Source organism: Pseudomonas sp. YQ_5, from assembly GCF_043103305.1.
In the GTDB taxonomy this organism is placed as follows: Bacteria; Pseudomonadota; Gammaproteobacteria; order Pseudomonadales; family Pseudomonadaceae; genus Aquipseudomonas; species Aquipseudomonas putida_Y.
In genome coordinates this window covers 108,158-130,386 of the sequence record NZ_JBICJS010000061.1, presented here as the reverse complement: position 1 = coordinate 130,386, position 22,229 = coordinate 108,158, and the positions used below count along the sequence as shown (strand labels likewise).

20 protein-coding genes are annotated in these 22,229 nt (G+C 63.1%); 4 read left to right on the top strand and 16 right to left on the bottom strand.

The features are described 5' to 3' along the window. Window positions 1–76 precede the first annotated feature (76 nt). The 3 genes from ACF8EA_RS14795 to plsB all read right to left on the bottom strand — a co-directional run bounded on the left by ACF8EA_RS14795 (window position 77) and on the right by plsB (window position 3,758). Window positions 77–763, bottom strand: coding sequence for a DUF4197 domain-containing protein (locus tag ACF8EA_RS14795; RefSeq protein WP_021785927.1), 687 nt, complete (start codon window positions 761–763; stop codon window positions 77–79). 33 nt (window positions 764–796) lie between these two features. Then, window positions 797–1,195, bottom strand: a complete 399-nt coding sequence (locus ACF8EA_RS14790) for a YbaY family lipoprotein (RefSeq protein ID WP_392522428.1) — start codon at window positions 1,193–1,195, stop codon at window positions 797–799. Window positions 1,196–1,271: 76 nt separating this feature from the next. Next, window positions 1,272–3,758 (bottom strand): glycerol-3-phosphate 1-O-acyltransferase PlsB, encoded by a 2,487-nt coding sequence (gene plsB, locus ACF8EA_RS14785; protein ID WP_392522426.1) that lies wholly within the window; start codon window positions 3,756–3,758, stop codon window positions 1,272–1,274. Window positions 3,759–3,991: 233 nt separating this feature from the next. Between plsB and ACF8EA_RS14780 the strand changes: the two genes are divergently transcribed. Next, window positions 3,992–4,201, top strand: coding sequence for a cold-shock protein (locus ACF8EA_RS14780; RefSeq protein ID WP_003252255.1), 210 nt, complete (start codon window positions 3,992–3,994; stop codon window positions 4,199–4,201). Between the two features lie 122 nt (window positions 4,202–4,323). Here ACF8EA_RS14780 and ACF8EA_RS14775 read toward each other — a convergent pair whose 3' ends face one another. From ACF8EA_RS14775 to ACF8EA_RS14760, 4 genes are all read right to left on the bottom strand, one after another. Next, complete coding sequence (locus ACF8EA_RS14775) at window positions 4,324–4,701, bottom strand: hypothetical protein (RefSeq protein ID WP_084850399.1); 378 nt, start codon at window positions 4,699–4,701, stop codon at window positions 4,324–4,326. Window positions 4,702–4,718: 17 nt separating this feature from the next. Then, window positions 4,719–5,531 carry a putative RNA methyltransferase gene (locus tag ACF8EA_RS14770; RefSeq protein ID WP_021785923.1) on the bottom strand — a complete coding sequence of 271 codons (813 nt, stop codon included), beginning with the start codon at window positions 5,529–5,531 and terminating at the stop codon, window positions 4,719–4,721. Further along, window positions 5,531–6,682, bottom strand: a complete 1,152-nt coding sequence (gene dapE, locus ACF8EA_RS14765) for a succinyl-diaminopimelate desuccinylase (RefSeq protein WP_392522424.1) — start codon at window positions 6,680–6,682, stop codon at window positions 5,531–5,533. Before dapE ends, ACF8EA_RS14770 begins: the two co-directional genes overlap by 1 nt. Window positions 6,683–6,872: 190 nt before the next feature. Further along, window positions 6,873–9,464 carry a glycosyltransferase gene (locus ACF8EA_RS14760; protein ID WP_021785921.1) on the bottom strand — a complete coding sequence of 864 codons (2,592 nt, stop codon included), beginning with the start codon at window positions 9,462–9,464 and terminating at the stop codon, window positions 6,873–6,875. A gap of 119 nt (window positions 9,465–9,583) precedes the next feature. Between ACF8EA_RS14760 and tcdA the strand changes: the two genes are divergently transcribed. Next, on the top strand, window positions 9,584–10,393 hold the full coding sequence (tcdA, locus tag ACF8EA_RS14755; RefSeq protein ID WP_162149610.1) for a tRNA cyclic N6-threonylcarbamoyladenosine(37) synthase TcdA: 810 nt from the start codon (window positions 9,584–9,586) through the stop codon (window positions 10,391–10,393). Between the two features lie 108 nt (window positions 10,394–10,501). Here the strand turns inward: tcdA and ACF8EA_RS14750 are convergent, their stop codons facing one another. From ACF8EA_RS14750 to graT, 6 genes are all read right to left on the bottom strand, one after another. Beyond that, window positions 10,502–10,912, bottom strand: coding sequence for a SufE family protein (locus ACF8EA_RS14750; protein ID WP_392522423.1), 411 nt, complete (start codon window positions 10,910–10,912; stop codon window positions 10,502–10,504). Next, window positions 10,909–12,114, bottom strand: a complete 1,206-nt coding sequence (locus ACF8EA_RS14745) for a cysteine desulfurase (RefSeq protein ID WP_392522422.1) — start codon at window positions 12,112–12,114, stop codon at window positions 10,909–10,911. The genes ACF8EA_RS14750 and ACF8EA_RS14745 overlap by 4 nt, the downstream gene beginning before the upstream one ends. Before the next feature lie 81 nt (window positions 12,115–12,195). Further along, complete coding sequence (gene dapD / locus ACF8EA_RS14740) at window positions 12,196–13,230, bottom strand: 2,3,4,5-tetrahydropyridine-2,6-dicarboxylate N-succinyltransferase (protein WP_021785917.1); 1,035 nt, start codon at window positions 13,228–13,230, stop codon at window positions 12,196–12,198. Window positions 13,231–13,261: 31 nt separating this feature from the next. Further along, a complete protein-coding gene (locus ACF8EA_RS14735) occupies window positions 13,262–13,609 on the bottom strand; it encodes an ArsC family reductase (RefSeq protein ID WP_003252272.1) in 348 nt (115 codons plus the stop codon). Between the two features lie 124 nt (window positions 13,610–13,733). Further along, window positions 13,734–14,033, bottom strand: coding sequence for a type II toxin-antitoxin system antitoxin GraA (gene graA, locus ACF8EA_RS14730; protein WP_003252274.1), 300 nt, complete (start codon window positions 14,031–14,033; stop codon window positions 13,734–13,736). Between the two features lie 8 nt (window positions 14,034–14,041). Continuing rightward, window positions 14,042–14,320 (bottom strand): type II toxin-antitoxin system toxin GraT, encoded by a 279-nt coding sequence (gene graT, locus ACF8EA_RS14725; protein ID WP_101196209.1) that lies wholly within the window; start codon window positions 14,318–14,320, stop codon window positions 14,042–14,044. A gap of 251 nt (window positions 14,321–14,571) precedes the next feature. Here graT and ACF8EA_RS14720 point away from each other — a divergent pair, with 251 nt between their 5' ends. Further along, a complete protein-coding gene (locus tag ACF8EA_RS14720) occupies window positions 14,572–16,218 on the top strand; it encodes a Na+/H+ antiporter (RefSeq protein WP_103462962.1) in 1,647 nt (548 codons plus the stop codon). Between the two features lie 119 nt (window positions 16,219–16,337). On the opposite strand, the gene dapC is transcribed toward ACF8EA_RS14720, so the two are convergent. Genes dapC through map form a run of 3 tightly spaced genes read right to left on the bottom strand, consistent with a single transcriptional unit; the run spans window position 16,338 to window position 21,091 of the window. Then, window positions 16,338–17,534, bottom strand: coding sequence for a succinyldiaminopimelate transaminase (dapC, locus tag ACF8EA_RS14715; RefSeq protein WP_392522419.1), 1,197 nt, complete (start codon window positions 17,532–17,534; stop codon window positions 16,338–16,340). A gap of 30 nt (window positions 17,535–17,564) precedes the next feature. Continuing rightward, window positions 17,565–20,267 carry a [protein-PII] uridylyltransferase gene (locus tag ACF8EA_RS14710; protein WP_021785915.1) on the bottom strand — a complete coding sequence of 901 codons (2,703 nt, stop codon included), beginning with the start codon at window positions 20,265–20,267 and terminating at the stop codon, window positions 17,565–17,567. 41 nt (window positions 20,268–20,308) lie between these two features. After that, window positions 20,309–21,091, bottom strand: a complete 783-nt coding sequence (gene map / locus ACF8EA_RS14705) for a type I methionyl aminopeptidase (protein WP_021785914.1) — start codon at window positions 21,089–21,091, stop codon at window positions 20,309–20,311. A 346-nt stretch (window positions 21,092–21,437) separates the two neighbouring features. Here map and rpsB point away from each other — a divergent pair, with 346 nt between their 5' ends. Further along, the gene (gene rpsB, locus ACF8EA_RS14700; RefSeq protein ID WP_003252287.1) at window positions 21,438–22,175 is read left to right on the top strand and encodes a 30S ribosomal protein S2; all 738 of its coding nucleotides are present in this window, start codon (window positions 21,438–21,440) and stop codon (window positions 22,173–22,175) included. Window positions 22,176–22,229 lie beyond the last annotated feature (54 nt).

The following is a 22,229-nucleotide window of genomic DNA, read 5'->3' as shown; positions in this document are numbered from 1 at the left end:
ACGGTGGCGGCAGCAACGGTGAGCGGCTGGTGAAAATTGGCCAGCAGGCCCGGCCCTTTCGCGGGTGAACCCGCTCCTACAGCGCGCCGAAAACCTTCTTGGCCAGGCTGGTAGCTGCGGCTGCCGGATTCTGGCGAATGCTCTGCTCCTGCTTGCCGATCATCTCGAACAGGCCATCCAGCGCCTTCTCGGTCACGTAGTTCTCGATATTGGCGTCATCCTTGACCAGCCCCAGGCCTTTGGCCTGGGCGGCGAAGGCATTGTACTGCTGGGCCACGCCAACCTTGTCGGTGGCCTGCTTGACGATTGGCAGGAACTTGGCGCGGATCTGCTCGCGGCTGCTCTTGTTCAGGTACTGGGTGGCCGAGTCGTCACCGCCGCTGAGAATGCCCTTGGCATCGGTCACGCTCATGTTCTTCACGGCCTCCACCAGAATTGCCTGGGCCTGCGGCACGGCAGCCTCGGCGGCCTTGTTCATGCTGGTTTCCAGGGCTTCGACCTGTTCACCCTTGCCGAACATTTTCATCGCCTTGGCAGCTTTGCCCAGGTTGCCTGGCAGCTCGATGCGCACGTCCGGGTTGTTGCTGAAGCCGCCTGGGGTGCTCAGTTGCTTGACGGCCAGTTGCGCACCTTGGGTCAGGGCGTCCTTCAGGCCGCCGGTGGCGTCTTTCTGGCTGAGGTCGCCGAGCGACAGGGCCAGGGCGCTGGCCGACAGCAGCAGGCCGGCGCACAGGGTGGTGAAGCGCAGGGAAGTGCGGATCATGAAGCTTTCCTTGTAAACGGATGAGTACGGGTATCAGCGAACCTGGTCTACCTTGATGCGTACCGATTGCGGGTCACTGCCATCGAGCGCGACAGCGTGGTGTTCGGTGTTGATGAACAGCAACTTGCCATTCAGCTCGATGCGCGCGCTCACCGCATAGCGGTGGCCAGGCTTGACCTGCGCGGGGTCATAGGTGAGATGGAACGGCAGTGGTACGTTGCCTTTGACCGGGCCGGCCTGGCGCGCCAGGGTTACGGCAGGGGCGTCCATCAGCGATACATCCTGCAGTTCCACGCTCAGGGTGGCGGCAGGCGGCAGGGCAATACGCTGCAGGTAGAAGACTTCACCGTCCAGGCTGGCCTGGCTGTGTGGGTTTTGGCTGGAACAGGCTGCAAGCAGGGATGCGCAACACAGCATAAAGAGCTTTTTCATGGAATCTCCGGTGTCCTTGGAGCTGGCTTGTGGCCAACCCCAGGGACTTTAGCGGATTTTCCCGACCGATGAACCGTTAGAGGGCCGAAGTTTCCAGCCCGTCGTCACGGTGCAGGGCCACCTGGCGGATCGACAGGCGCAGCTCGGCCGACAGCACACGCTTGGCCACGCCCTCGGCCAGCTCGCCAAGCTTGTCCTGATAACCCAGCTTGCCTTGCGCGTCGGCGTGCAGCACGCCTTGCTCGAGCAAGGTCTGGATGAAGTGGCGGAACAGCGTCTTGTCGAAGAACTCCGGAGCGTTCAGGCCATGCAGGATCGACAGGCGCTGGGCCATCATCACGCACAAGTCTTCCAGCGCTTCGGCGCTCAGGCTGTTCTGCCCGCTGTTGATCAGCAGCGAGGTGGCCATGTAAAAGCGCTGCAGGGTTTGGGTGATGGTGCGGGCGAGCAGGGTCAGCAACACGAACTGCCGCGAACTGGGCGCCGGGCGCACGTACAGATCGTTGTCCTGGCGCAGCAAGCCCTGTTCCACCAACGCGACCAGCCATTGGTCGATTACTTCGTCCAGCTGTTCTGGCGTCCAGCGCAGGAACAGTTCGGCCTGCAGGTACGGGTACAGCGCGTGCACATACTGGCCCAGCAGTTCACGGCTCATGCGTGAACTGCTGAGGAAGAAGCTGGCCAGCAGCGCCGGCAGGGCGAAGATGTGCAGCACGTTGTTGCGGTAATAGGTCATCAGTACCGCATTGCCTTCATCCAGATAGAGGATGCGGCCCAGGGCGTCCTTCTGCTCGGCCACCAGGTTCATGCTGCGTACATGTTCGATCAATGCCTGGCCGTCGCCCTCGGGCAGGGTGGTGTGGGGCGAGTAGGGCACTTGGCGCAGCAGCGCCAGGTACAGGTCGAGTACGCGGGCCAGGGCGCGTTCGTCCAGGGCAAGGCGGCTGGTGGACAGCAGTGCCAGGGCCACCAGGTTGACCGGGTTGATGGCGGCTGCCTCGTTGAGGTGACGGGCCACGGTTTCTCCCAGGCGGGCGGTGGTAGCGTTGAGCCAGTCCGGACGGTACTGCGGACCGTGATCCTGTTCACGCCAGCCGGGCTGCTGCTGGTCGAGGAAACCAGCCAGGCGGATGGGTTCGCCGAAGTTCACGTAGACCTGGCCAAAGCGCTGCTTGAGTGCGCCGAACACCTTGAAGATGTCGAACACCGACTCCTTCTTCTTGCTGGCGCCGCGCAGTTCGCCCAGGTAGGTACGACCTTCAAGCACGCGTTCGTAGCCGATGTACACCGGCACGAACACGATTGGCGTACGCGACGAACGCAGGAAGCTGCGCAGGGTAATGGCCAGCATCCCGGTGCGCGGCTGCAACATGCGCCCCGTACGCGAGCGGCCGCCTTCGACGAAGTACTCGACCGGGAAGCCCTTGGTGTACAGGGTATGCAGGTACTCGTTGAACACCGCCGTGTAAAGCGGGTTGCCCTTGAACGTGCGGCGCATGAAGAAGGCGCCACCACGGCGTAGCAGGTTACCCACCACCGGCATGTTGAGGTTGATGCCTGCAGCCACGTGCGGCGGAGTGAGGCCGTTGCGGAACAGCAGGTACGACAGCAGCAGGTAGTCGATGTGGCTGCGGTGGCACGGCACATAGATCACTTCATGGCCAGGGGCGATACCCTGCACCTGTTCGATGTGGTTGACCTTGATGCCGTCGTAGATCTTGTTCCAGAACCAGCTGAGCACCACTTCGAGGAAGCGGATGGCGGTATAGGTGTAGTCCGAGGCTATCTCGTTGCCATAGCGCAGTGCCTGGGCCTCGGCTTTGGCCAGCGGCAGGTTCTCGCGCTGTGCTTCGTCGGCAATCGCCTGGCGCACTTGCGGGGCATGGACCAGGCCTTTGACCAGGGTGCGTCGGTGCGAGATGTCCGGGCCGATGACCGCCGTCTTGAGGTTGCGAAAGTGCACGCGCATCAGGCGCTGTGCCATGCGCACGGTGCGCTCGTGGCCTTTGTTGTGCTGCACCAGTTCGCGCAGGTGGATTGGCGCGGAGAACTGTACCCGGGTCTTGCGCCCGAGGATCAGTACGGTCAGCAGCCGGCGCAGGCGCCCGGTTACCGCCCAGCTGTCGGCGAACAGCAGCTTCCAGGGGCTGGACTCGCTGGCCGGGGTCTGGCCCCAGAACACGCTGACAGGAATGATCTGCGCATCTTCTTCGGCATGCTGGCTGACGGCAGCCACCAGGCGCTCGAGCGTGGGCGGGGCGCCGCTTTTGTCCTGGCGGCCGAGCCAGTCCGGGTCGGGGGTCAGGTAGAAGAACCCGGCGGGTTCCTGCAGTGGGCCGACGGCTACCGGCAGCACCGGGCGCGGCAGCCCCGCCTTGGTGCACTCGTGGTCGAGCACGGCCAGGTCGGTGAGCGCGGGCGAGGGCAGTGCGTAGAACACCGGCCGGCTGCGGTCGAGGTTGAGGGTCATGGAAGACTGGTTGATGGTCTCGGAGCGCACCCACAGGTACAACAGGCGACGCAGGCCGCCGAAAATCAGGCGGCGCAAGGGGGAACGGGTCATGGGGTGTGTGCCCTGGGTGTGATTATCAGGTGAGTATCCTGCTATTTAGTCTGCCGTATCGGCGTAAGTTCAGCAAAATTCGGCCAACAGCGGGGCCGTCATCATTTTTTTTTGTTCTGTGTCATATACTCGGCCTGCCACTTGCAGGATATTTCGGCAAGCGGCGTTGGCACGGGGCAGGTGACCTCATGCCTGCAAGGCGATCTTCACAATAAAAATCCGGAGTAGTTCAGATGTCGTCTCGTGAGACTGGGAATGTAAAGTGGTTCAACGATGCCAAGGGTTATGGCTTCATTCAGCGCGAAGGTGGTGCGGATGTGTTCGTCCACTATCGGGCGATTCGCGGTGAGGGGCATCGTACCCTGGTCGAAGGGCAGCGGGTGGAGTACGCCTGCGTGCAGGGCCAGAAAGGCCTGCAAGCCGAAGACGTAGTGGGCCTCTGAGCCTCTGGTTTCAAGCCGTAGGAGCGGGCTTGCCCGCGAAGCAGCCACCACGGTGGCTGTCACGGGCATAGCCCGTGTTCGCGGGTAAACCCGCTCCTACAGAAACAAGCAAGGCGGCCGTTTCATGATGTACGCCAGGTGATTTCCTCTTCACCGTCGGCGCTGATGCGGACCCAGCGGTCGGCATCTTCTTCCCCGTCTTCCTCAACCCAGCCACCCGGCGCGCAGCGCACTTCCACACCCAGTGCGGCAAATGCGGCGCGGGCGCAGGCAACGTCATCAACCCAGGGCGTCTGGTCGCTTTCCAGGTACAGGCTGTTCCATTTCCCTACAGCCTTGGGTAACCAAGTGACCGGAATGTTACCGGCCTGGCATTTGAAGGTATGGCCTTTCTGCTTCCATTCAGTGCACGGGCCGATCGCCTGGGCAAGCCATTCGGCAATCTGCTTGTGGTCGACGTCGGCGTCCTTCAGGTAGATCTCGATATCAGGTTGACGCATAAGGGCTCCGGATGTGCTCAGTCTTGGCGCACGAAATAGTCATAACGCATGGAAACCGTGACCTCGAACGGCTCGGCCTGGTCGATCACCCGGGCACGTTTTTCGGCGCTGGCGCGCCAGCCGTGTGGGGTCATGGCCAACAGGTCGGCGCGGGCCTTGGGCGCGGCCAGGCTCAGGCGGAACTCGAGGGTTTCGCTGTGTGCATGGGCCATGCCTTCAGGGACCAGGGCCAGGTGCTTGTCGTCGGCGTAAGGGCGTACTTCATCGTAGAGCACTTCACGCAGTTCCATCAGGTGGCCGCTGGTCGGGCCGACCCGCATCAGGCCGCCGCCGGGGCTGAGCAAACGCTTGGCCTCGGCCCAGTCAAGCGGGCTGAAAACGCTGGCGATGAACTGGCAGCTGGCGTCGGTCAGCGGCACGCGGGCCATGCTGGCGACCATCCAGGTGACCGCCGGTGCTCGGCGGCACGCACGCTTGACCGCTTCGCGGGAGATGTCCAGCGCATAGCCGTCGGCGGCCGGCAAGGCCTGGGCGATCTGTGCGGTGTAGTAACCCTCGCCGCAGCCGATGTCCAGCCAGGCGCCTGGCTGGCGCTCGGCGGCCAGCTCGGCCAGGCGGCGGGCGACTGGCGCGTAATGGCCGGCGTCGAGAAAGTCGCGCCGGGCCTCGACCATGGCCTGGTTGTCACCGGGGTCTCGGCTGTTCTTGTGCTGCACCGGCAGCAGGTTCAGGTAACCCTGGCGGGCGCGGTCGAAGCGGTGGCCGGCCGGGCACACCACACCATTGTCGAGCCGGCTCAGCGGCGCCTGGCAAAGCGGGCAGGCAAGCATCAGGCGAGCAACCGGACCAGGGTCTGGTAGTAGATTTCGGTCAGCAGATCGAGGTCACTGGCAAGGATCCGCTCGTCAACCTGGTGGATCGTAGCGTTGACCGGGCCGAGTTCGACCACCTGGGTGCCCATGGTTGCGATGAAGCGACCATCGGAGGTGCCGCCGCTGGTGGAGGGCTGGGTATCGCGACCGGTGACGCCCTTGATGCTGGCCGCCACGGCGTCGAGCAGCTCGCCTGGCTCGGTCAGGAACGGCAGGCCCGACAGCGCCCAGTCGACCGACCAGTCCAGTTCATGCTTGTCGAGAATCGCCGATACCCGTGCCTGCAAGCCTTCAACGGTGGACTCGGTGGAAAAACGGAAGTTGAACAGCGCGGTCAGCTCGCCCGGGACCACGTTGGTGGCGCCGGTGCCGGAATTGACGTTGGAGATCTGGAAGCTGGTTGGCGGGAAGAACGCGTTGCCTTCGTCCCAGTGCTCGGCAGCCAGTTCCGCCAGGGCCGGGGCGGCCAGGTGGATCGGGTTGCGCGCCAGATGCGGGTAGGCCACATGGCCCTGTTTGCCGCGTATGGTCAGCTTGGCGCCCAGCGAACCACGGCGACCGTTCTTGACCACGTCACCCAGCAAGGTGGTGCTGGACGGTTCGCCGACGATGCACCAGTCCAGGCGCTCGTTGCGCGCTTTCAGGCGCTCGACCACCGCCTTGGTGCCGTGGTGGGCCGGGCCTTCCTCGTCGCTGGTGATCAGAAACGCGACCTTGCCGCGGTGGTTCGGGTAGTCCTGCACGAAGCGCTCGCTGGCGATAACCATGGACGCCAGGCTGCCCTTCATGTCGGCGGCGCCACGGCCGCAGAGCATGCCGTCGGCGTCGATCAGCGCCTCGAAGGGTTCATGCTGCCATTGCTGGACCGGGCCGGTAGGCACCACGTCGGTGTGGCCGGCAAAACACAGTACCGGGCCGTCCTGGCTGCCATGGGTGGCCCAGAAGTTGTCGACGTCTTCAATGCGCATCGGCTCCAGCTGGAAGCCTACGGCACCCAGACGGTTCATCATCTGCGCCTGGCAATCGGCGTCGACGGGGGTGACCGAGGGGCGACGGATCAGGTCGCAGGCCAGTTGAAGGGTAGGCGAGAGCTCGGCAGGGGCCGTCATGGGGGACTCCGGGGCAAGGCAAGGCGGGGAAATCTGAGGGGCGTTATCTTATATCAAATGATTTCGGGCAGCACGGCCCATTCGCGGGCACGCCCGCTCCACCAGGTACCGCACAGCTCTGAATGCCTGTGCCAGGCCTGTGGGAGCGGGCGTGCCCGCGAATGGGCTGCACAGGTCAGCCCAGGCAACTTCAAGCCTGCTGCGCTTCGGCAGCCTTTTCTGCGGGCTTGGGCAGCGACGACAGAAATGCCATCACCAGAGCTGCCACATATGGCAACGACTGCACCAGCAACATCGCCACCCAGAAGCGCATGTCCGAGCTCGGCAGCCCCTGAACCAGGTAGATGCCCAGCGCCGCGCCCCACAGCAGCACCATGATGAACAGCTCTTCACGCGCTTCGGAAATCGCCACCAGCAACCCATGGCTGTCAGCATTCTTCGGCGTGCGGAAGAACGGCATGCTGCTGGTGAAGAAACCATACAGAACCGCCTTGGCGATGGTGTGCGACAGTGCCAGCCCGGCCAGCGCAGCTGCGAAGGCATCCTTGAGGTTCACCCCCACCGCTCGGCGGTACAGGAAGACGATCTTGCCGACCTTGAAGAAGAACAGCGCCAGCGGCGGGATGGCGAAGATCATCAGCGGCGGGTCGACCCGATGCGGCACGATGATCATCGCCGCCGACCACAGCAGCGCGCCGATGGTGAAGAAGATGTTCATGCCATCGGCGATCCACGGTAGCCAGCCGGCCAGGAAGTGGTAGCGCTGGCCACGGGTCAGCTGGCTGCCTTTGCCGCGCAGCAGTGCGCTGGCGTGGTGCTTGATGATCTGGATGGCGCCGTAGGCCCAGCGGAAGCGTTGCTTCTTGAAGTCGATGAAGGTGTCAGGCATCAGGCCCTTGCCGTAGCTGTTGTGGGCGTAGGCGGCTGACAGGCCTTTCTCGAACACGCGCAGGCCCAGTTCGGCGTCCTCGCAGATGCACCACTCGGCCCAGCCCAGTTCTTCCAGCACACTGCGCCGGGTCATGGTCATCGTGCCGTGCTGGATGATCGCGTCACGGTCGTTGCGGGTGACCATACCGATGTGGAAGAAGCCCTTGTACTCGCTGTAGCACAGCTTCTTGAAGGCGCTTTCGTGCTGGTCGCGGTAATCCTGCGGTGATTGCACCACGGCAATTTTCGGGTCAGCGAAGTGCGGCACCATGTGCTTGAGCCAGTTGCGGTCGACGCAGTAGTCCGAGTCGATTACCGCGATCACTTCGGCGTCCTTGGCCGTGTGCGGGATCAGGTAATTCAGTGCACCGCCCTTGAAGCCGGCCAGAGGCGCGACGTGGAAGAACTTGAAGCGCTCGCCAAGCTTCTCGCAGTGGGCCTTGAGCGGCTCCCAAACGGCCGGGTCCTTGGTGTTGTTGTCGATCACCAGCACTTCGTAGTCGGGGTAGTCCAGGGCGGCCAGGGCGTCGAGGGTTTGTTTCACCATCTCAGGTGGCTCGTTGTAGCACGGCACATGCACCGAAACCTTGGGCCGGTAGGCACTGTCTGCCTGCACGGGCAGGAACTCGCGCCGGCGCTTGTGTATCCATACCGCCTCGGCCAGTTCGTGGGCCTCGGTGAGCAGCACGATGAACACGCCCAACGCGCCAAGGGCCAGCAGCACGCCCACGGTCAGGCTGAACCAGGTGCTGTACTGCTGGCTATAGTCGTAGGCGATCCACACCAGTACCGACCCGCACAGGAAGGTGATGAACGTCAGGAAGGTGCGACCACGCTGGCGCAGGGCCGAGCCATCGATGAACAGCACCGTCAGGGCGATCATTGCCAGCACCACAGACGCCACTGCCAGGGCCCGCCACTGCGGGATCGCCACCACGGGGCCGTCGAAGTTGAACTTCTGCTGGCGCTCGGCGTTGTAGACCCCCCAGTAGGCGCCTACCGAGCCTTCGTCGCTGGCTTTCCAGGGTTGGTCATAGGCTTCAATGACAAAGTAGTTGTAGCCTCGGCGGTTGAGGGTGTTGACCAGGGTGCGCAAGTAGATGGCCTGGTCGGCCTGTGTGGCATCGGCACCACCGCGCATGCGGCCGTTGCTTGGCCAGCCGACTTCCGACAGCAGCAGGGGTTTGCGCGGGAACTGGCGCTTCAGTTCACGGGCGCGGTCGAGGACGAACTCGACCGAATCCTTCATCGGCACGAACTCCCAGTAGGGCAGGATGTGCGCCGCAATCAGGTCGACGTGCCTGGCCAGCTCGGGGTGTTCCTTCCAGATGTGCCATTGTTCACTGGTGGTCACGGGCACCTTTACAGCTGCGCGTACCCGGTCCAGGTATTTGATCAGGTTTTCCGGTGTGACTTCTTCCCGGAACAGCGCCTCGTTGCCGACCACCACCCGCACCACGCTACGCGACGTGTTGGCCAACTGGATGGCCGTGGCGATTTCGCGCTCGTTGCGCTCCAGGTCCGGGCTGATCCATATCCCCAGTGTTACCCGCAGGCCCAACTCCTCAGCCAGGCGCGGGATGTCGGCCTGGGTGCCTTCCACGGTATAGATACGGATGCTGTCGGTCAGTTTGCTCAACTGCTCCAGGTCCTGGCGCATTTCGTCGTCAGTGGGATACTGACCCTTCTGTGGGCTTTCGCCCAGGCGGAACGGCGAATACGAAAAGCCAGAGATCTGTTCTGGCCAGGCGGGGGCGGAGACCGGGCGGTTGATCAGTGCCCAGAACCCGGTGAACAGTGCGGCGATGGCCAGCACCACTACCAGGTTCAGGCCGAATTTACGTGAAGACATCGTCGTCCATTCATGTCGAAGTGATAGGACATTAAAGCAGGGTTGGCAGTCTCTTTCCTAACGATGCAGGGCAGGGGCTCACTGGCATATAATGCGCGCCGGTTTTTTGGGGTATGAACATGAGCACAGAAGATCCACGCTTTGCCGGCGTTGCCCGGTTGTATGGCGACCAAGGGCTGCAACGGCTGGGCCTGGCCCATGTGGGCGTGGTCGGTATCGGCGGTGTGGGCTCGTGGGTGGCCGAAGCGCTGGCCCGCAGCGGCGTGGGCGAAATCACCCTGTTCGACCTGGACGATGTCTGTGTCAGCAACACCAACCGCCAGGCCCATGCGCTGGAAGGGCAGGTGGGGCGGCCCAAGGTCGAGGTCATGGCCGAGCGCCTGCGGGCGATCAACCCGGCGTGCACGGTGCATGCGGTGGCCGACTTCGTCACCCGCGAGACCATGGCCGAATACATCACCGAGCACCTCGACTGCGTGATCGACTGCATCGACAGCGTCATGGCCAAGGCGGCGCTGATCGCCTGGTGTCGGCGGCGCAAGATTGCCATTGTCACTACCGGTGGTGCGGGCGGGCAGATCGACCCGACGCAGATCCAGATCGCCGACCTGAACAAGACCTTCAACGACCCGCTGGCCTCGCGGGTACGCTCCACCCTGCGCCGCGACTACAACTTCTCGCGTAACGTCAGCCGCAACTATGGCGTGCCGTGCGTGTTCTCCAGCGAACAGCTGCGTTACCCCAAGGGTGATGGCAGCGTTTGCCTGCAGAAGAGCTTTGTCGGTGAGGGCGTGCGTCTGGACTGCTCGGGGGGCTTTGGAGCGGTGATGATGGTGACCGCGACCTTTGGCATGGTGGCGGCGAGCAAGGCGATCGAGAAGCTGGTGGCCGGAGCGCGCCGGCCGTCGGAACGGGTCAAGCCTGAATAGACCGCGTGGGCATCTTCGCAGGCCCGCCCGCTACAGGTATTGCATCTCTCTCAAGCATGATGCCATACCTGTGGGAGCGGGCAGGCCCGCGAAGAAACCGGCGCCGATTCAGCGGTCGGACGCCAACTCTGCCATCCGCTGCAACACCGCATGCAGCCCATTGCTGCGCGACGGCGACAATTGGCGTTCCAGCCCGAGCTGGGTAAACCACTCGCGCAGATCAAGCCCGGCCAGCTCCTCACTGGCCAGTCCCTGCACCCGCACCAGCAACAGCGCCAGCAGCCCACGCAACAAGCGGGCATCGCTGCTGGCCTTGAACCGCCACACGCCCTCGACCTGCTCGGCCACCAGCCACACCAGGCTCTCGCAGCCATGCACCCGGTTGGCCTCGGTCTTTTCGGTGTCATCCAGCGCGTCCAGCCGTTCACCCCACTGCATCAGCAGCCGCGCACGCTGTTCCCAGCCTTTGCCCTGTTGAAACGCTTCCAGCGCTTGGTGCGCCTGTTCCGGCAGGCTCATCGCAACAGCTCCAGGCCTTGGTCCAGCGCGTCGAAGAAACGCTGCACGTCATCGCTGTCGTTGTACAAACCCAGCGATACCCGTATCGCGCCTTCCAGCCCCAGCCCCTTCAGCAGTGGCATGGCGCAGTGGTGACCCGCACGCACGGCAATGCCCTGTTCAGTCAGCAGGTGAGCGATATCGGCGTTGTGCACGCCCTCAATGACGAAACTGGCCAGGGCCGTCTGCGGTGCGCCCAACACCCGCACGCCCTCGCGGTCGCCCAGGCCACGCAGCAGGTGCTGGTGCAGGCTGGCTTCATGCGCTGCGACCGCATGGGCATCGAGGCTGGCCAGGTAGTCCAGTGTCGCGCCCAGGCCGATCACCCCGGCAATGGGCGGCGTACCCGCTTCGAAGCCCAAGGGGGCGGGGCGGAAAGTGGCGCTGTGGTACTCGGCCTGCTGCACCATCTCGCCACCGAACTGCCAGTGGCGCAACAACTGCAGAGCCTGGCTGCGGCCATAGAGCACGCCGACGCCGTCCGGACCGTACAGCTTGTGGCTGGAAAACACATAGAAGTCGCACCCCAGTTGCTGCACGTCATGGCGGCCATGCACCACGCCCTGGGCGCCATCGACCACAGTCAGCGCGCCCTGGGCGCGGGCATGGGCCAATAGCGCTGGCAGCGGCTGCCAGGTACCCAGCACGTTGGACAGCTGGCTGATGGCGAGCACCCGGGTGCGTGGGCCGATCAGCTGCAGTGCCTGGTCCTGGTCGATACGACCATGGGCATCCAGTGGCAGCACCACCAGGCGCAGGTTGCGCCGGTGCGCCAGCTGTTGCCAGGGCAACAGGTTGGCATGGTGCTCCAGGGCACTGACGGCAATTTCGTCACCGGCTTCCAGGCGGTGCTCCAGGCCATAGGCCAGCAGGTTCAGTGCCGAGGTGGCGCCGTGGGTGAACACGATCTGCCGCGAGTCTGCGGCATTGAGCCAGGCGCCGACCTTGTCGCGGCTGGCTTCGAAGGCCTGGGTCGCCAGCGCACCAGGCAAATGCTGGGCACGGTGCACGTTGGCCGCGCCATGGCCGTAGTAATGGCTCAGGGCATCGAGCAAGGCTTGCGGCTTCTGGGTGGTGGCGGCGCTGTCCAGATAGGTCTGGTGCTGCCGTTGCAGGGCGGCGATGGCGGGGAAGTCGGCACGCCAGGGAGAGGGCTGGAACATGTTTGCGAGGCCTGGAATGAAAATCGGGTCTGGTGCATTGGCGCCAGACCCGATCTTAACACCTCAAACCCGGCAAGGTTCTCAGTTGTGAGCGTGCAGCGCTTCGTTCAGCTCGATGGCCGACTTGTGGGTCTTGCACTCAACTGCGCCGTTGAGCGAGTTGCGGCGGAACAGCAGGTCGGTCTGGCCGGCCAGGTCGCGGGCCTTGACCACTTTGACCAGTTCGTTGTTCTCGTCCAGCAGGTTCACCTTGGTGCCCGCGGTGATGTACAGGCCGGCTTCGACGGTGTTGCGGTCGCCCAGCGGAATACCGATACCGGCGTTGGCGCCGATCAGGCAACCCTCGCCGACTTTGATGACGATGTTGCCGCCACCGGACAGGGTGCCCATGGTCGAGCAGCCGCCGCCCAGGTCCGAACCTTTGCCAACGAATACACCAGCGGAAACGCGGCCTTCGATCATGCCCGGGCCTTCGGTGCCAGCATTAAAGTTGACGAAGCCTTCGTGCATGATGGTGGTGCCTTCGCCGATGTAGGCACCCAGGCGCACACGGGCGGTGTCGGCGATACGCACGCCGGCCGGGACCACGTAGTCGGTCATTTTCGGGAACTTGTCCACCGAGAACACTTCCAGCAGCTCGCCCTTCAGGCGTGCTTCCAGTTGCAGTTCGGCCAGTTCGGCCAGGTCGACTGCGCCCTGGTTGGTCCAGGCCACGTTCGGCAGCAGCGGGAAGATGCCGGCCAGGCTTACGCCATGCGGCTTGACCAGGCGGTGCGACAGCAGGTGCAGCTTGAGGTAGGCCTCTGGGGTCGAGCTCAGTGCTGCGTCTTCGGCCAGCAGGGTGGCGACCAGCGGCTTGTGGCTCTCTGCCAGACGGGTCAGCAGGGCGGCCTGGGCAGCGTCCACGCCTTTCAGGGCTTCGGCCAGTTGTGCGGCCTGGGCGTTGCTGAAGGCGATGGCCTGGTTGCCACCTTCGTAACCGAGAACAGGGGCTACTGCAGCAACCAGTTCGGCGCTCGGGTTGAGCAGGGGTTGTGCGTAGAACACTTCCAGCCAGGCGCCCTGGCGGTTCTGGGAGCCGACACCAAAGGCCAGGCTGAACAGGGTATTGGACATGTGATTACCTCGTGCGAAATAGGGTAGGGGCTCAGGCCAGGGCAGCGGCGTACAGGTCGGGCTTGAAGCCAACCAGGGTACGCGCGCCAAGGTCGAGCACCGGGCGTTTGATCATCGACGGCTGGGCCAGCATCAGCTCGACGGCCTTGGCCTGGTCGAGGTCTGCCTTGCTGGCGTCGTCCAGCTTGCGGAAGGTGGTGCCGGCACGGTTGAGGATGACTTCCCAGCCGTGTTCGTCGCACCAGCGGTTCAGGCTGTCACGGTCAATGCCTTGGGTCTTGTAGTCGTGAAATTCGTAGGCGATGGCTTTGTCTTCGAGCCAGGTACGCGCCTTTTTCATGGTGTCACAGGCTTTGATGCCGTAGAGCGTGTAGGTCATTGTGTACATTGGGGGTACAAGTCGCCCCAATCTCTCCGTTTTTCGATGTCAGTCGCGGGATTATGCGGGAACGCTCCTCGCGGCGCCACGCCCGTGGCGCCCCTGTTTATTGATCAGGATGTGTTCAAGCGACCAGGCGCTGGACCGACCCGATGATCTCATCGCCGTGTTGCTGTTCGGCTGTGCGCAGATCGAAGGCCGTCTGCAGGTTGAGCCAGAACTCAGGGGTGGTGTCCAGGCAGATGGACAGACGCAGTGCCATGTCGGCGGAAACACCGCCCCGTTCGCGCAGGATGTTGTTGACGGTTGGCGTTGCTACACCCAACGCCCTGGCCAGAGCCGCGGCGCTGAAGCCCATTTCCTTCTGGAAGTCCTCCCGCAGGATTTCACCCGGATGGATTGGACGCATACCGTTCTTGAGCATGATGCACCTCAGTGGTAATCGACAATTTCAACGCTAACTGGCCCGTGTTCTGTCCAGGTGAAGCACAACCGCCATTGGTCATTTACACGGATATTGTGTTGGTCGGCGCGGTTGCCGCTCAGTGACTCGAGGCGATTGCCAGGTGGCGACCTAAGGTCTCGCAACTCTGTTGCGGCATCGAGCATGGCCAGTTTGCGCTCCGCGACTGACTTGATATCTGACCAACGCCGTGTCTTTCCCGTTGTGAAGAGCGCTTCCGTGTCGGCACAGCTAAAGCTTCGAATCATGAGCCTGAATGCTTAACGTTATTCGTTAATGTCGATTATACGACGGGATCGCTGTAGTTCAAGTCTTCAATAACGGGGCACGCGACTCCCAAGCTCCGGTCACATCTGCTGGGTATCATCATGTTACATATTCCCCCGTCACCTGCGACTATCGTGCAGCGGTCCCGAACCGTCGGTCGCCGCTAACATATTGTTTCAATGGCGATGCCTCGCCCTGCCATCGTTTCAGCTCACAAAGGAAGCTTTCCCGGATGCAGTCCGCCTACACCGTCCTCATCCTGTTGACGTTGGTCAGCCTGTCGAAGCTGGTCGGCCGCATGATTCCGCTGCCGTTGCCGTTGGTGCAGATCGCCGCCGGTGCTTTGCTGGCCTTGCCGACACTGGGCTTGCATGTGGCCTTGAACCCGGAGTTGTTCCTGTTCCTGTTCTTGCCTCCGCTGCTCTTTGCCGACGGATGGCGCATTCCCAAGCGTGAGTTGTGGCGCATTCGCGGGCCTGTGGTGGCGCTGGCTGTCGGGTTGGTACTGTTCACCGTGGTCGGGGCCGGCTACTTCATTCACTGGCTGCTGCCGAGCATCCCGTTGCCGGTGGCCTTCGCCCTGGCGGCAGTGCTGTCGCCCACCGACGCCGTGGCGGTTTCGGCCATCGCCCAGGACCGCCTGCCTACCCCGCTGATGCACATGCTGCAAGGGGAGGCCCTGATGAATGACGCATCAGGCCTGGTGACCTTCAAGTTTGCCTTGGCGGCGGCGATCACCGGGGCGTTCTCGCTGGCCGATGCAAGCTTCAGTTTCGTCCTGGTCGCGCTGGGTGGCCTGGCGGTGGGCGTTGCCCTGAGTTGGCTGGTCGGCCGCTTGCGCGCCTGGATGATCGCCCGCGGCTGGGACGATCCAGCTACCCATGTGGTCTTCATGCTGCTGCTGCCGTTCGCCGCCTACGTGCTGGCCGAGCGTCTGGGTGTTTCGGGCATTCTCTCGGCGGTGGCTGCCGGCATGATGCAGAGCTGGCTCGACTTGCTGCCGCGGCAGACCAGCACTCGCTTGCTCAACAGAAGCGTCTGGTCGCTGCTGGAGTTTGCCTTCAACGGCCTGATCTTTCTGCTGTTGGGCCTGCAATTGCCGGACATCATCAAGGCGGTGGTCAGCCACGAAGCTACCCTGTGGCCGACCCTGGCTTACCGCTGCCTGGATGTGGTGGCGATCTTTGCCGCGCTGATCCTGCTGCGGTTCGTCTGGGTGCAGAGTATCTGGCGCTCGATCGGTGTGGTGCGCCGCTGGCGCGGTAAACCGGCGCTGGTGCTGATGCCCACGGCGCGCTCCTGCTGGTTGCTGACCCTGGGCGGTGTGCGGGGCGCAGTGACCCTGGCCGGTGTGATGTCGATACCTTTGCTGATGGGGGCGGGCAAGGCCTTCCCGGAACGGGACTTGCTGATTTTCATTGCAGCCGGGGTGATCCTGCTGTCGTTGATCAGCGCCTGCATCGCGCTGCCGATATTACTGCGCGGGGTCACCAAGAGCCCGGACGAGCGCTTGCACCAGGAAGTGCAGGAAGCCTGGCGGCGCACGGCCGAGGCGGCGATTCATGCCTTGGAAGCAGAGGAGGTGATCGACGCCACTGCCCCGCAAGACGCCGCGCAGGCTACCTTGGCGACCGAGCTGAAGGCGCGGTTGATGGCAGAGTATCGGGATGAGCTGGAAAGCTATGACGACAGTGCCGAAGCCAGGGCATTGGCCGAACAGATGGACTTGCTGGAGCGGCGTTTGCGCTTGCGTGCACTGAGGGCGCAGCGGCTGGAGCTTTACAACCTGCATCGCCAGCACCTGGTGGGGGATGAGGTGGTGCGGCAAGTACTGGGTGAGCTGGATATGAGTGAGGCGAACCTGGGTTCAGTCAAGTAGATCCCAAGAGGGCTGCGTTGCAGCCCCTGTAGGAGCGGGTTTACCCGCGAAGAATCCAACGCGGTAAATGGCACCGGCCGTGCCGCGCTGGTAACCCGCTCCCACAGGCCCCTGCCAGATCAGCGGTTTTGCAGGAAGGCGCGAATCCGCTCCGCCGCCTCGATGCATTCGGCCAGCGGTGCAACCAGTGCCATGCGCACGCGCCCGGCACCCGGGTTCACCCCGTCCACTTCACGCGACAGGTACGACCCCGGTACCACGGTCACATGCTGGGCTTCGAACAGGTCACGGGTGAACTCGGCATCGTCGCCCGGTACCTTAGCCCACAGGTAGAAGCTGCCGTCCGGGCGCTGCACGTCCAGTACCGGCTGCAGAATATCCAGCACGGCATCGTACTTGGCCCGGTACTGGTCGCGGTTCTCGCGCACATGCGTCTCGTCCTGCCAGGCGGCGATGCTGGCCAGTTGGGTTTGTACCGGCATCGCGCAGCCGTGGTAGGTGCGGTACAACAGAAACGGCTTGATGATCCGGGCATCGCCAGCGACGAAGCCCGAGCGCAGCCCCGGCAGGTTGGAGCGCTTGGACAGGCTGTGGAACACCACGCAGCGCGCAAAATCGCTACGACCAAGCTCGGCGCATGCCGTCAGCAGGCCTGGCGGTGGTGCGTCTTCGTCGAAGTACAGCTCGCTGTAGCACTCATCGGCGGCGATCACGAAGTCGTGCTCGTCAGCCAGGGCAATCAGCTTCTTCAGGGTGTTCATCGGCACCAGCGCACCGGTAGGGTTGCCCGGCGAGCACAGGAACAGGATCTGGCAACGCTTCCACACCTCGGCCGGTACGGCGTCGAAGTCCGGGTTGAAACCGTTGTTTTCCAGGCACGGCAGGTAGTGCGGGGTGGCGCCGGCCAACAGCGCTGCGCCTTCGTAGATCTGATAGAACGGGTTGGGGCTTACCACCAGGCCGTCATCGGCGCGGTTGACCACGGCCTGGGTGAAGGCGAAAAGTGCTTCACGGGTGCCGTTGACCGGCAGGATGTTGCGGTCGGCGTCCAGCCAGCCGGTCGGCACGCCAAAGCGTCGTTCGCACCACTGACCGATGGCCTGGCGCAGGGCTGGCAAGCCGATGGTGCTGGGATAAACCGCCAGCTTGTCGAGGTTGTCGGCCATGGCCTGGGCGACGAACGCCGGCGATTCGTGCTTCGGCTCACCGATCGACAGGGCGATGGCGCGTTTGTCCGCCGCAGGCGTCACGCTGCCCAGCAGGGCACGAAGCTTTTCGAACGGATAGGGCTGAAGCTGGGTCAAGGCATGGTTCATCGGCGCAAGGTCTCGTCAATCGTCTAATCGTTAAAAGGTCACGCGGGTCTGGCTGGTGTCGCTACCTTGGCCGGCCTGCAGTTGCTGCACGATGGCCTCCTGCAGGCGGCTGCACAACTGCGGGTCTGACAGCGGCTGGTTGTCGGCATCGGTAATGAAGAACACGTCTTCCACCCGCTCGCCGAGGGTGGCGATCTTGGCATTTTGCAGCGAAAGGTCGAACTCCAGGAAAATCCGTCCCAGCCGGGCCAGCAGGCCCGGGCGGTCTGGCGCGGTGATTTCGAGGATGGTCACCGGCCGCTGGGCATCGTTGAGGATGGTCACTTGCGGCGGGAAGTCGAAGTGCTTGAGCTGGCGCGGTACCCGGCGCTGGATGATGGTCGGGTAGTCCTCAGGGTTGCGCAGCGCTTCGGTCAGTCCGTCGCGAATCTGCTTGACCCGTTGCGGGTTGTCGCCGATCGAGCCACCGTCGTTGTCCAGCACAATGTAGGTGTCGAGGGTGAACTGGCTGCTCGACGTGATGATCCGGGCGTCGTGGATGTTCAGGTTCAACTGCGACATGGCCGCCACCGTCACGGCGAAGAAATCATGCTGGTCGGGGGCATAGATGAAAATCTGCGTGCCGCCTTCGAACTCGCGCTGGGTGGTTTCCTTGATCAGTACCAGTGGCCCGCCATCGGCCGGTTGCTGCAGGATCGCATCCGTGTGCCAGGCCACGTCGGCGGCGGTGTGCTTGAGGAAATAGTCATCGCCCAGTTGCGCCCATAGCTGCTCGACGTCGTCCGGGTCGGTCCCCTCGCGCACCAGGATATCCAGCGCTGACGACTGGGTCTGGCGAATCTGCTCTTCGCGGTCCAGCGGGTTTTCCAGGCCACGGCGCAGGGCGCGCTTGGTCTCGCTGTACAGCTGGCGCAGCAGGCTGGCGCGCCACGAGTTCCACAGGCTGGGGTTGGTGGCGTTGATGTCCGCCACAGTCAGCACGTACAGGTAGTCAAGGCGTGTCTCGTCGCCCATGTGCAGGGCAAAGTCGTTGATCACCTGCGGATCGGACAAGTCCTTGCGCTGAGCGGTGGTCGACATCACCAGGTGGTTCTGCACCAGCCAGACGATCAGGCGGCTGTCCCAGGCCGGCAACTGGTGTCGTTCGCAGAACTTCTGCGCGTCCACTGCACCGATTTCCGAGTGGTCGCCCTGGCGACCCTTGCCGATGTCGTGGTACAGGCCGGCCAGGTAGATCAGCTCGGGTTTGGGCAGGCGCCCCATGAGCTTGCTGGCCAGCGGGAATTTCTCGGACACCGGCGTGTATTGCAGCTTGCGCAGGTGCTTGATGAGGTTGAGGGTGTGCGCATCGACCGTATAGATGTGGAACAGGTCATGCTGCATCTGCCCAACGATCAGGCCGAACTCTGGCAGGTAACGGCCAAGAATGCCGTAGCGGTTCATCCGGCGCAGGTTGCGGTGGATGCCGATTTCGCACTTGAACAGCTCGATGAACAGGCTGGTATTGCGGATATCGGTGCGGAACGTGTCATCGATCAGGTGGCGGTGTTCGCGCAGCAGGCGCACGGTATCGGCACGCACGCCCTTGATCTCGGGGTGTTGGGCCATCAGCACGAAGATTTCCAGCATGGCGAACGGCGTGCGCTTGAACACGTTCGGGTTGGCGGCCTCGATATAGCCGTCATGCAGGCGGAACCGCGCGTTCAGCGGCTGGGTGCTGCCACTTTCCTCGTCGGCGAGGATAACTTCTTCGAAGTGCTGGATGATCAGGTCGCACAGTTGGCTGATGCTCATCACCACCCGGTAGTACTGCTGCATGAACTGTTCGATCGCCCGCTTGGGGTTTTCGTCGCTGTAGCCCAGCAGCGTGGCGAGGCTGCGCTGGTGATCGAACAGCAGGCGGTCTTCGGCGCGCCCGGCCAGCATGTGCAGGGCATAACGGACTTTCCAGAGGAAGTCCTGGGACGAAGCCAGCAGTTCGTTCTCGCTTTCCAGCAAGAAGCCTTCGCCGGCCAGTGCATGCAGGTTCAGTGTCCCGTACTGGCGACGGGCTACCCACAGTACCGTCTGGATGTCGCGCAGGCCACCTGGCGAACCCTTGACGTTGGGTTCGAGGTTGTACTCTGTGTCGTTGTACTTGTGGTGGCGGGCCTTGAGTTCGGCGCGCTTGGCCAGGAAGAACTCCTTGCTCGGCCACATGTGCGCGGTGCTGGTGACTTCCAGCATGCGCTGGCGCAAGGCCTCGGGGCCGGCGATGGTGCGGCTTTCCATCAGGTTGGTGATCACCGTCAGGTCGGCGCGGGCCTGTTCGGCGCACTCGTCGACGGTACGCACGCTCTGGCCGACTTCCAGGCCAATGTCCCACAGCAAGGTTAGAAAGCGCTCGATGGCGTCGCGGTACTGCTCGTGCTCGGCAGCGCCTAGCAGAATCAGCAGGTCGATGTCCGAGTGCGGGTGCAGTTCACCGCGCCCATAGCCGCCCACCGCAACCAGGGCAATGCCGCTCTGGTCGCCCCAGTCGAACTGGTTCCACGCCTGTTGCAGGATATTGTCGACGAGCCAGGCGCGGGCCTCGATCAGCGGGCGGATGTCGCTGCCGGCGCGAAAACGCTTGTCGAGCACCTCGCCGGCCAGGCGGATGGCTTTCTTGAAGGCGGCGATGGGGCTCGCCTTGAGGGCCAGTTCCGCCTGGAACTGGCCACGGTCGAACAGCTCGGGGTCCACCTGGGGCATCGCGTCACGTTCCTGTCGTGGGGTGGCCTGTCGGGGTGCGGTCAGGCCGAAGTGCGCGGGATGGTGTCGTCCTTGCGCAGGGTGAAGATCTCGTAGCCGGTCGCGGTCACCACCAGAGTGTGTTCCCACTGGGCCGAGAGCTTGCGATCCTTGGTGATGGCGGTCCAGCCGTCGCCCAGCACCTTGGTGTCGGCCTTGCCCTGGTTGATCATCGGCTCGATGGTGAAGGTCATGCCTTCCTTCAGCTCCATGCCCGTGCCAGCGCGGCCGTAGTGGAGGATCTGCGGCTCTTCGTGGAACACCTTGCCGATGCCGTGACCGCAGAACTCGCGTACCACCGAGAAACCGTTCTTCTCTGCGTGCTTCTGGATCACTTCACCGATGTCGCCCAGACGGCAGCCCGGCTTCACCAGCTCGATGGCCTTGTACATGCATTCCTGGGTGACCTTGGACAGGCGCTCGGCCCAGACCGGCACGTTGCCGACGTGGAACATGCGGCTGGTGTCGCCGTGGTAGCCGTCCTTGATCACGGTGACGTCGATATTGAGCGTGTCACCGTCCTTGAGCGGCTTGTCGTTGGGGATGCCGTGGCAGACCACATGGTTGATCGAGGTGCAGATCGACTTCGGGTAGCCCTTGTAGTTGAGCGGTGCCGGGATGGCCTGCTGGACGTTGACGATATAGTCGTGGCACAGGCGGTCGAGCTCTTCGGTGGTGATACCGGGCTTGACGTGTTCTTCGATCATTTCCAGCACTTCGGCGGCCAGGCGGCCAGCGATGCGCATCTTCTCGATGTCTTCTGCGGTCTTGATGGTGACGGTCATTACAGGCTCTCTACGGCGCCGTGCACGGCGCGAACAAACGGGAAAGGCCGGATTCTAGCAGAGCAGGGCGCCGATCGGTCGGGATAAAGACGGCCATGCTGTTGTCTACAGCTGGCATTCTGGCGCGAAAGCCGGGGTGCTGCAAAAAGTGCTGACAGACGCAACAGTATCCGGGTTCCGTTCGCTCGCGGTCTGTGGTATAAAATGCGCCGCTTTCGGGGACGACCCCGTCAGTACTTAACCCACACACGTGTCGACACGATGACCTGGGTGCCCCGAGTTGCAGAATTCGCGGGTTGGTCATTGGGATACGTGGAGGCCCAACCCGACTTATCAAGGAACTATCATGTCCCAAGTCAATATGCGCGATATGCTGAAGGCCGGTGTGCACTTCGGCCACCAGACCCGTTACTGGAACCCGAAAATGGGCAAGTACATTTTCGGCGCGCGTAACAAGATCCACATCGTCAACCTGGAAAAAACCCTGCCAATGTTCAACGACGCTCTGTCGTTCGTAGAGCGCCTGGCCCAGGGCAAGAACAAGATCCTGTTCGTCGGCACCAAGCGTTCCGCCGGCAAGATCGTTGCCGAGCAAGCAGCTCGTTGCGGTTCGCCATACGTTGATCACCGTTGGTTGGGCGGCATGCTGACCAACTACAAGACCATCCGCGCTTCGATCAAGCGTCTGCGCGACCTGGAAACCCAGGCCGAAGACGGCACTTTCGCCAAGCTGACCAAGAAAGAAGCCCTGATGCGCTCCCGCGACCTGGAAAAACTGGATCGCAGCCTGGGTGGCATCAAGGACATGGGCGGTCTGCCAGACGCTCTGTTCGTTATCGACGTTGATCACGAGCGCATCGCGATCACCGAAGCCAACAAGCTGGGCATCCCGGTTATCGGCGTTGTCGATACCAACAGCAGCCCGGAAGGTGTTGACTACATCATCCCAGGTAACGATGACGCCATTCGCGCTATCGAGCTGTACATGACTTCGATGGCTGACGCAGTCATCCGCGGCCGCAACAACGTTGCCGGCGGCACCGAAGTTTACGCTGAAGAAGCGGCTGCACCTGCTGCTGAGTAATAGGCGCTAGCGTCTACTTGGCACGCAAAAAGGGGGCTCTGCCCCCTTTTTGCC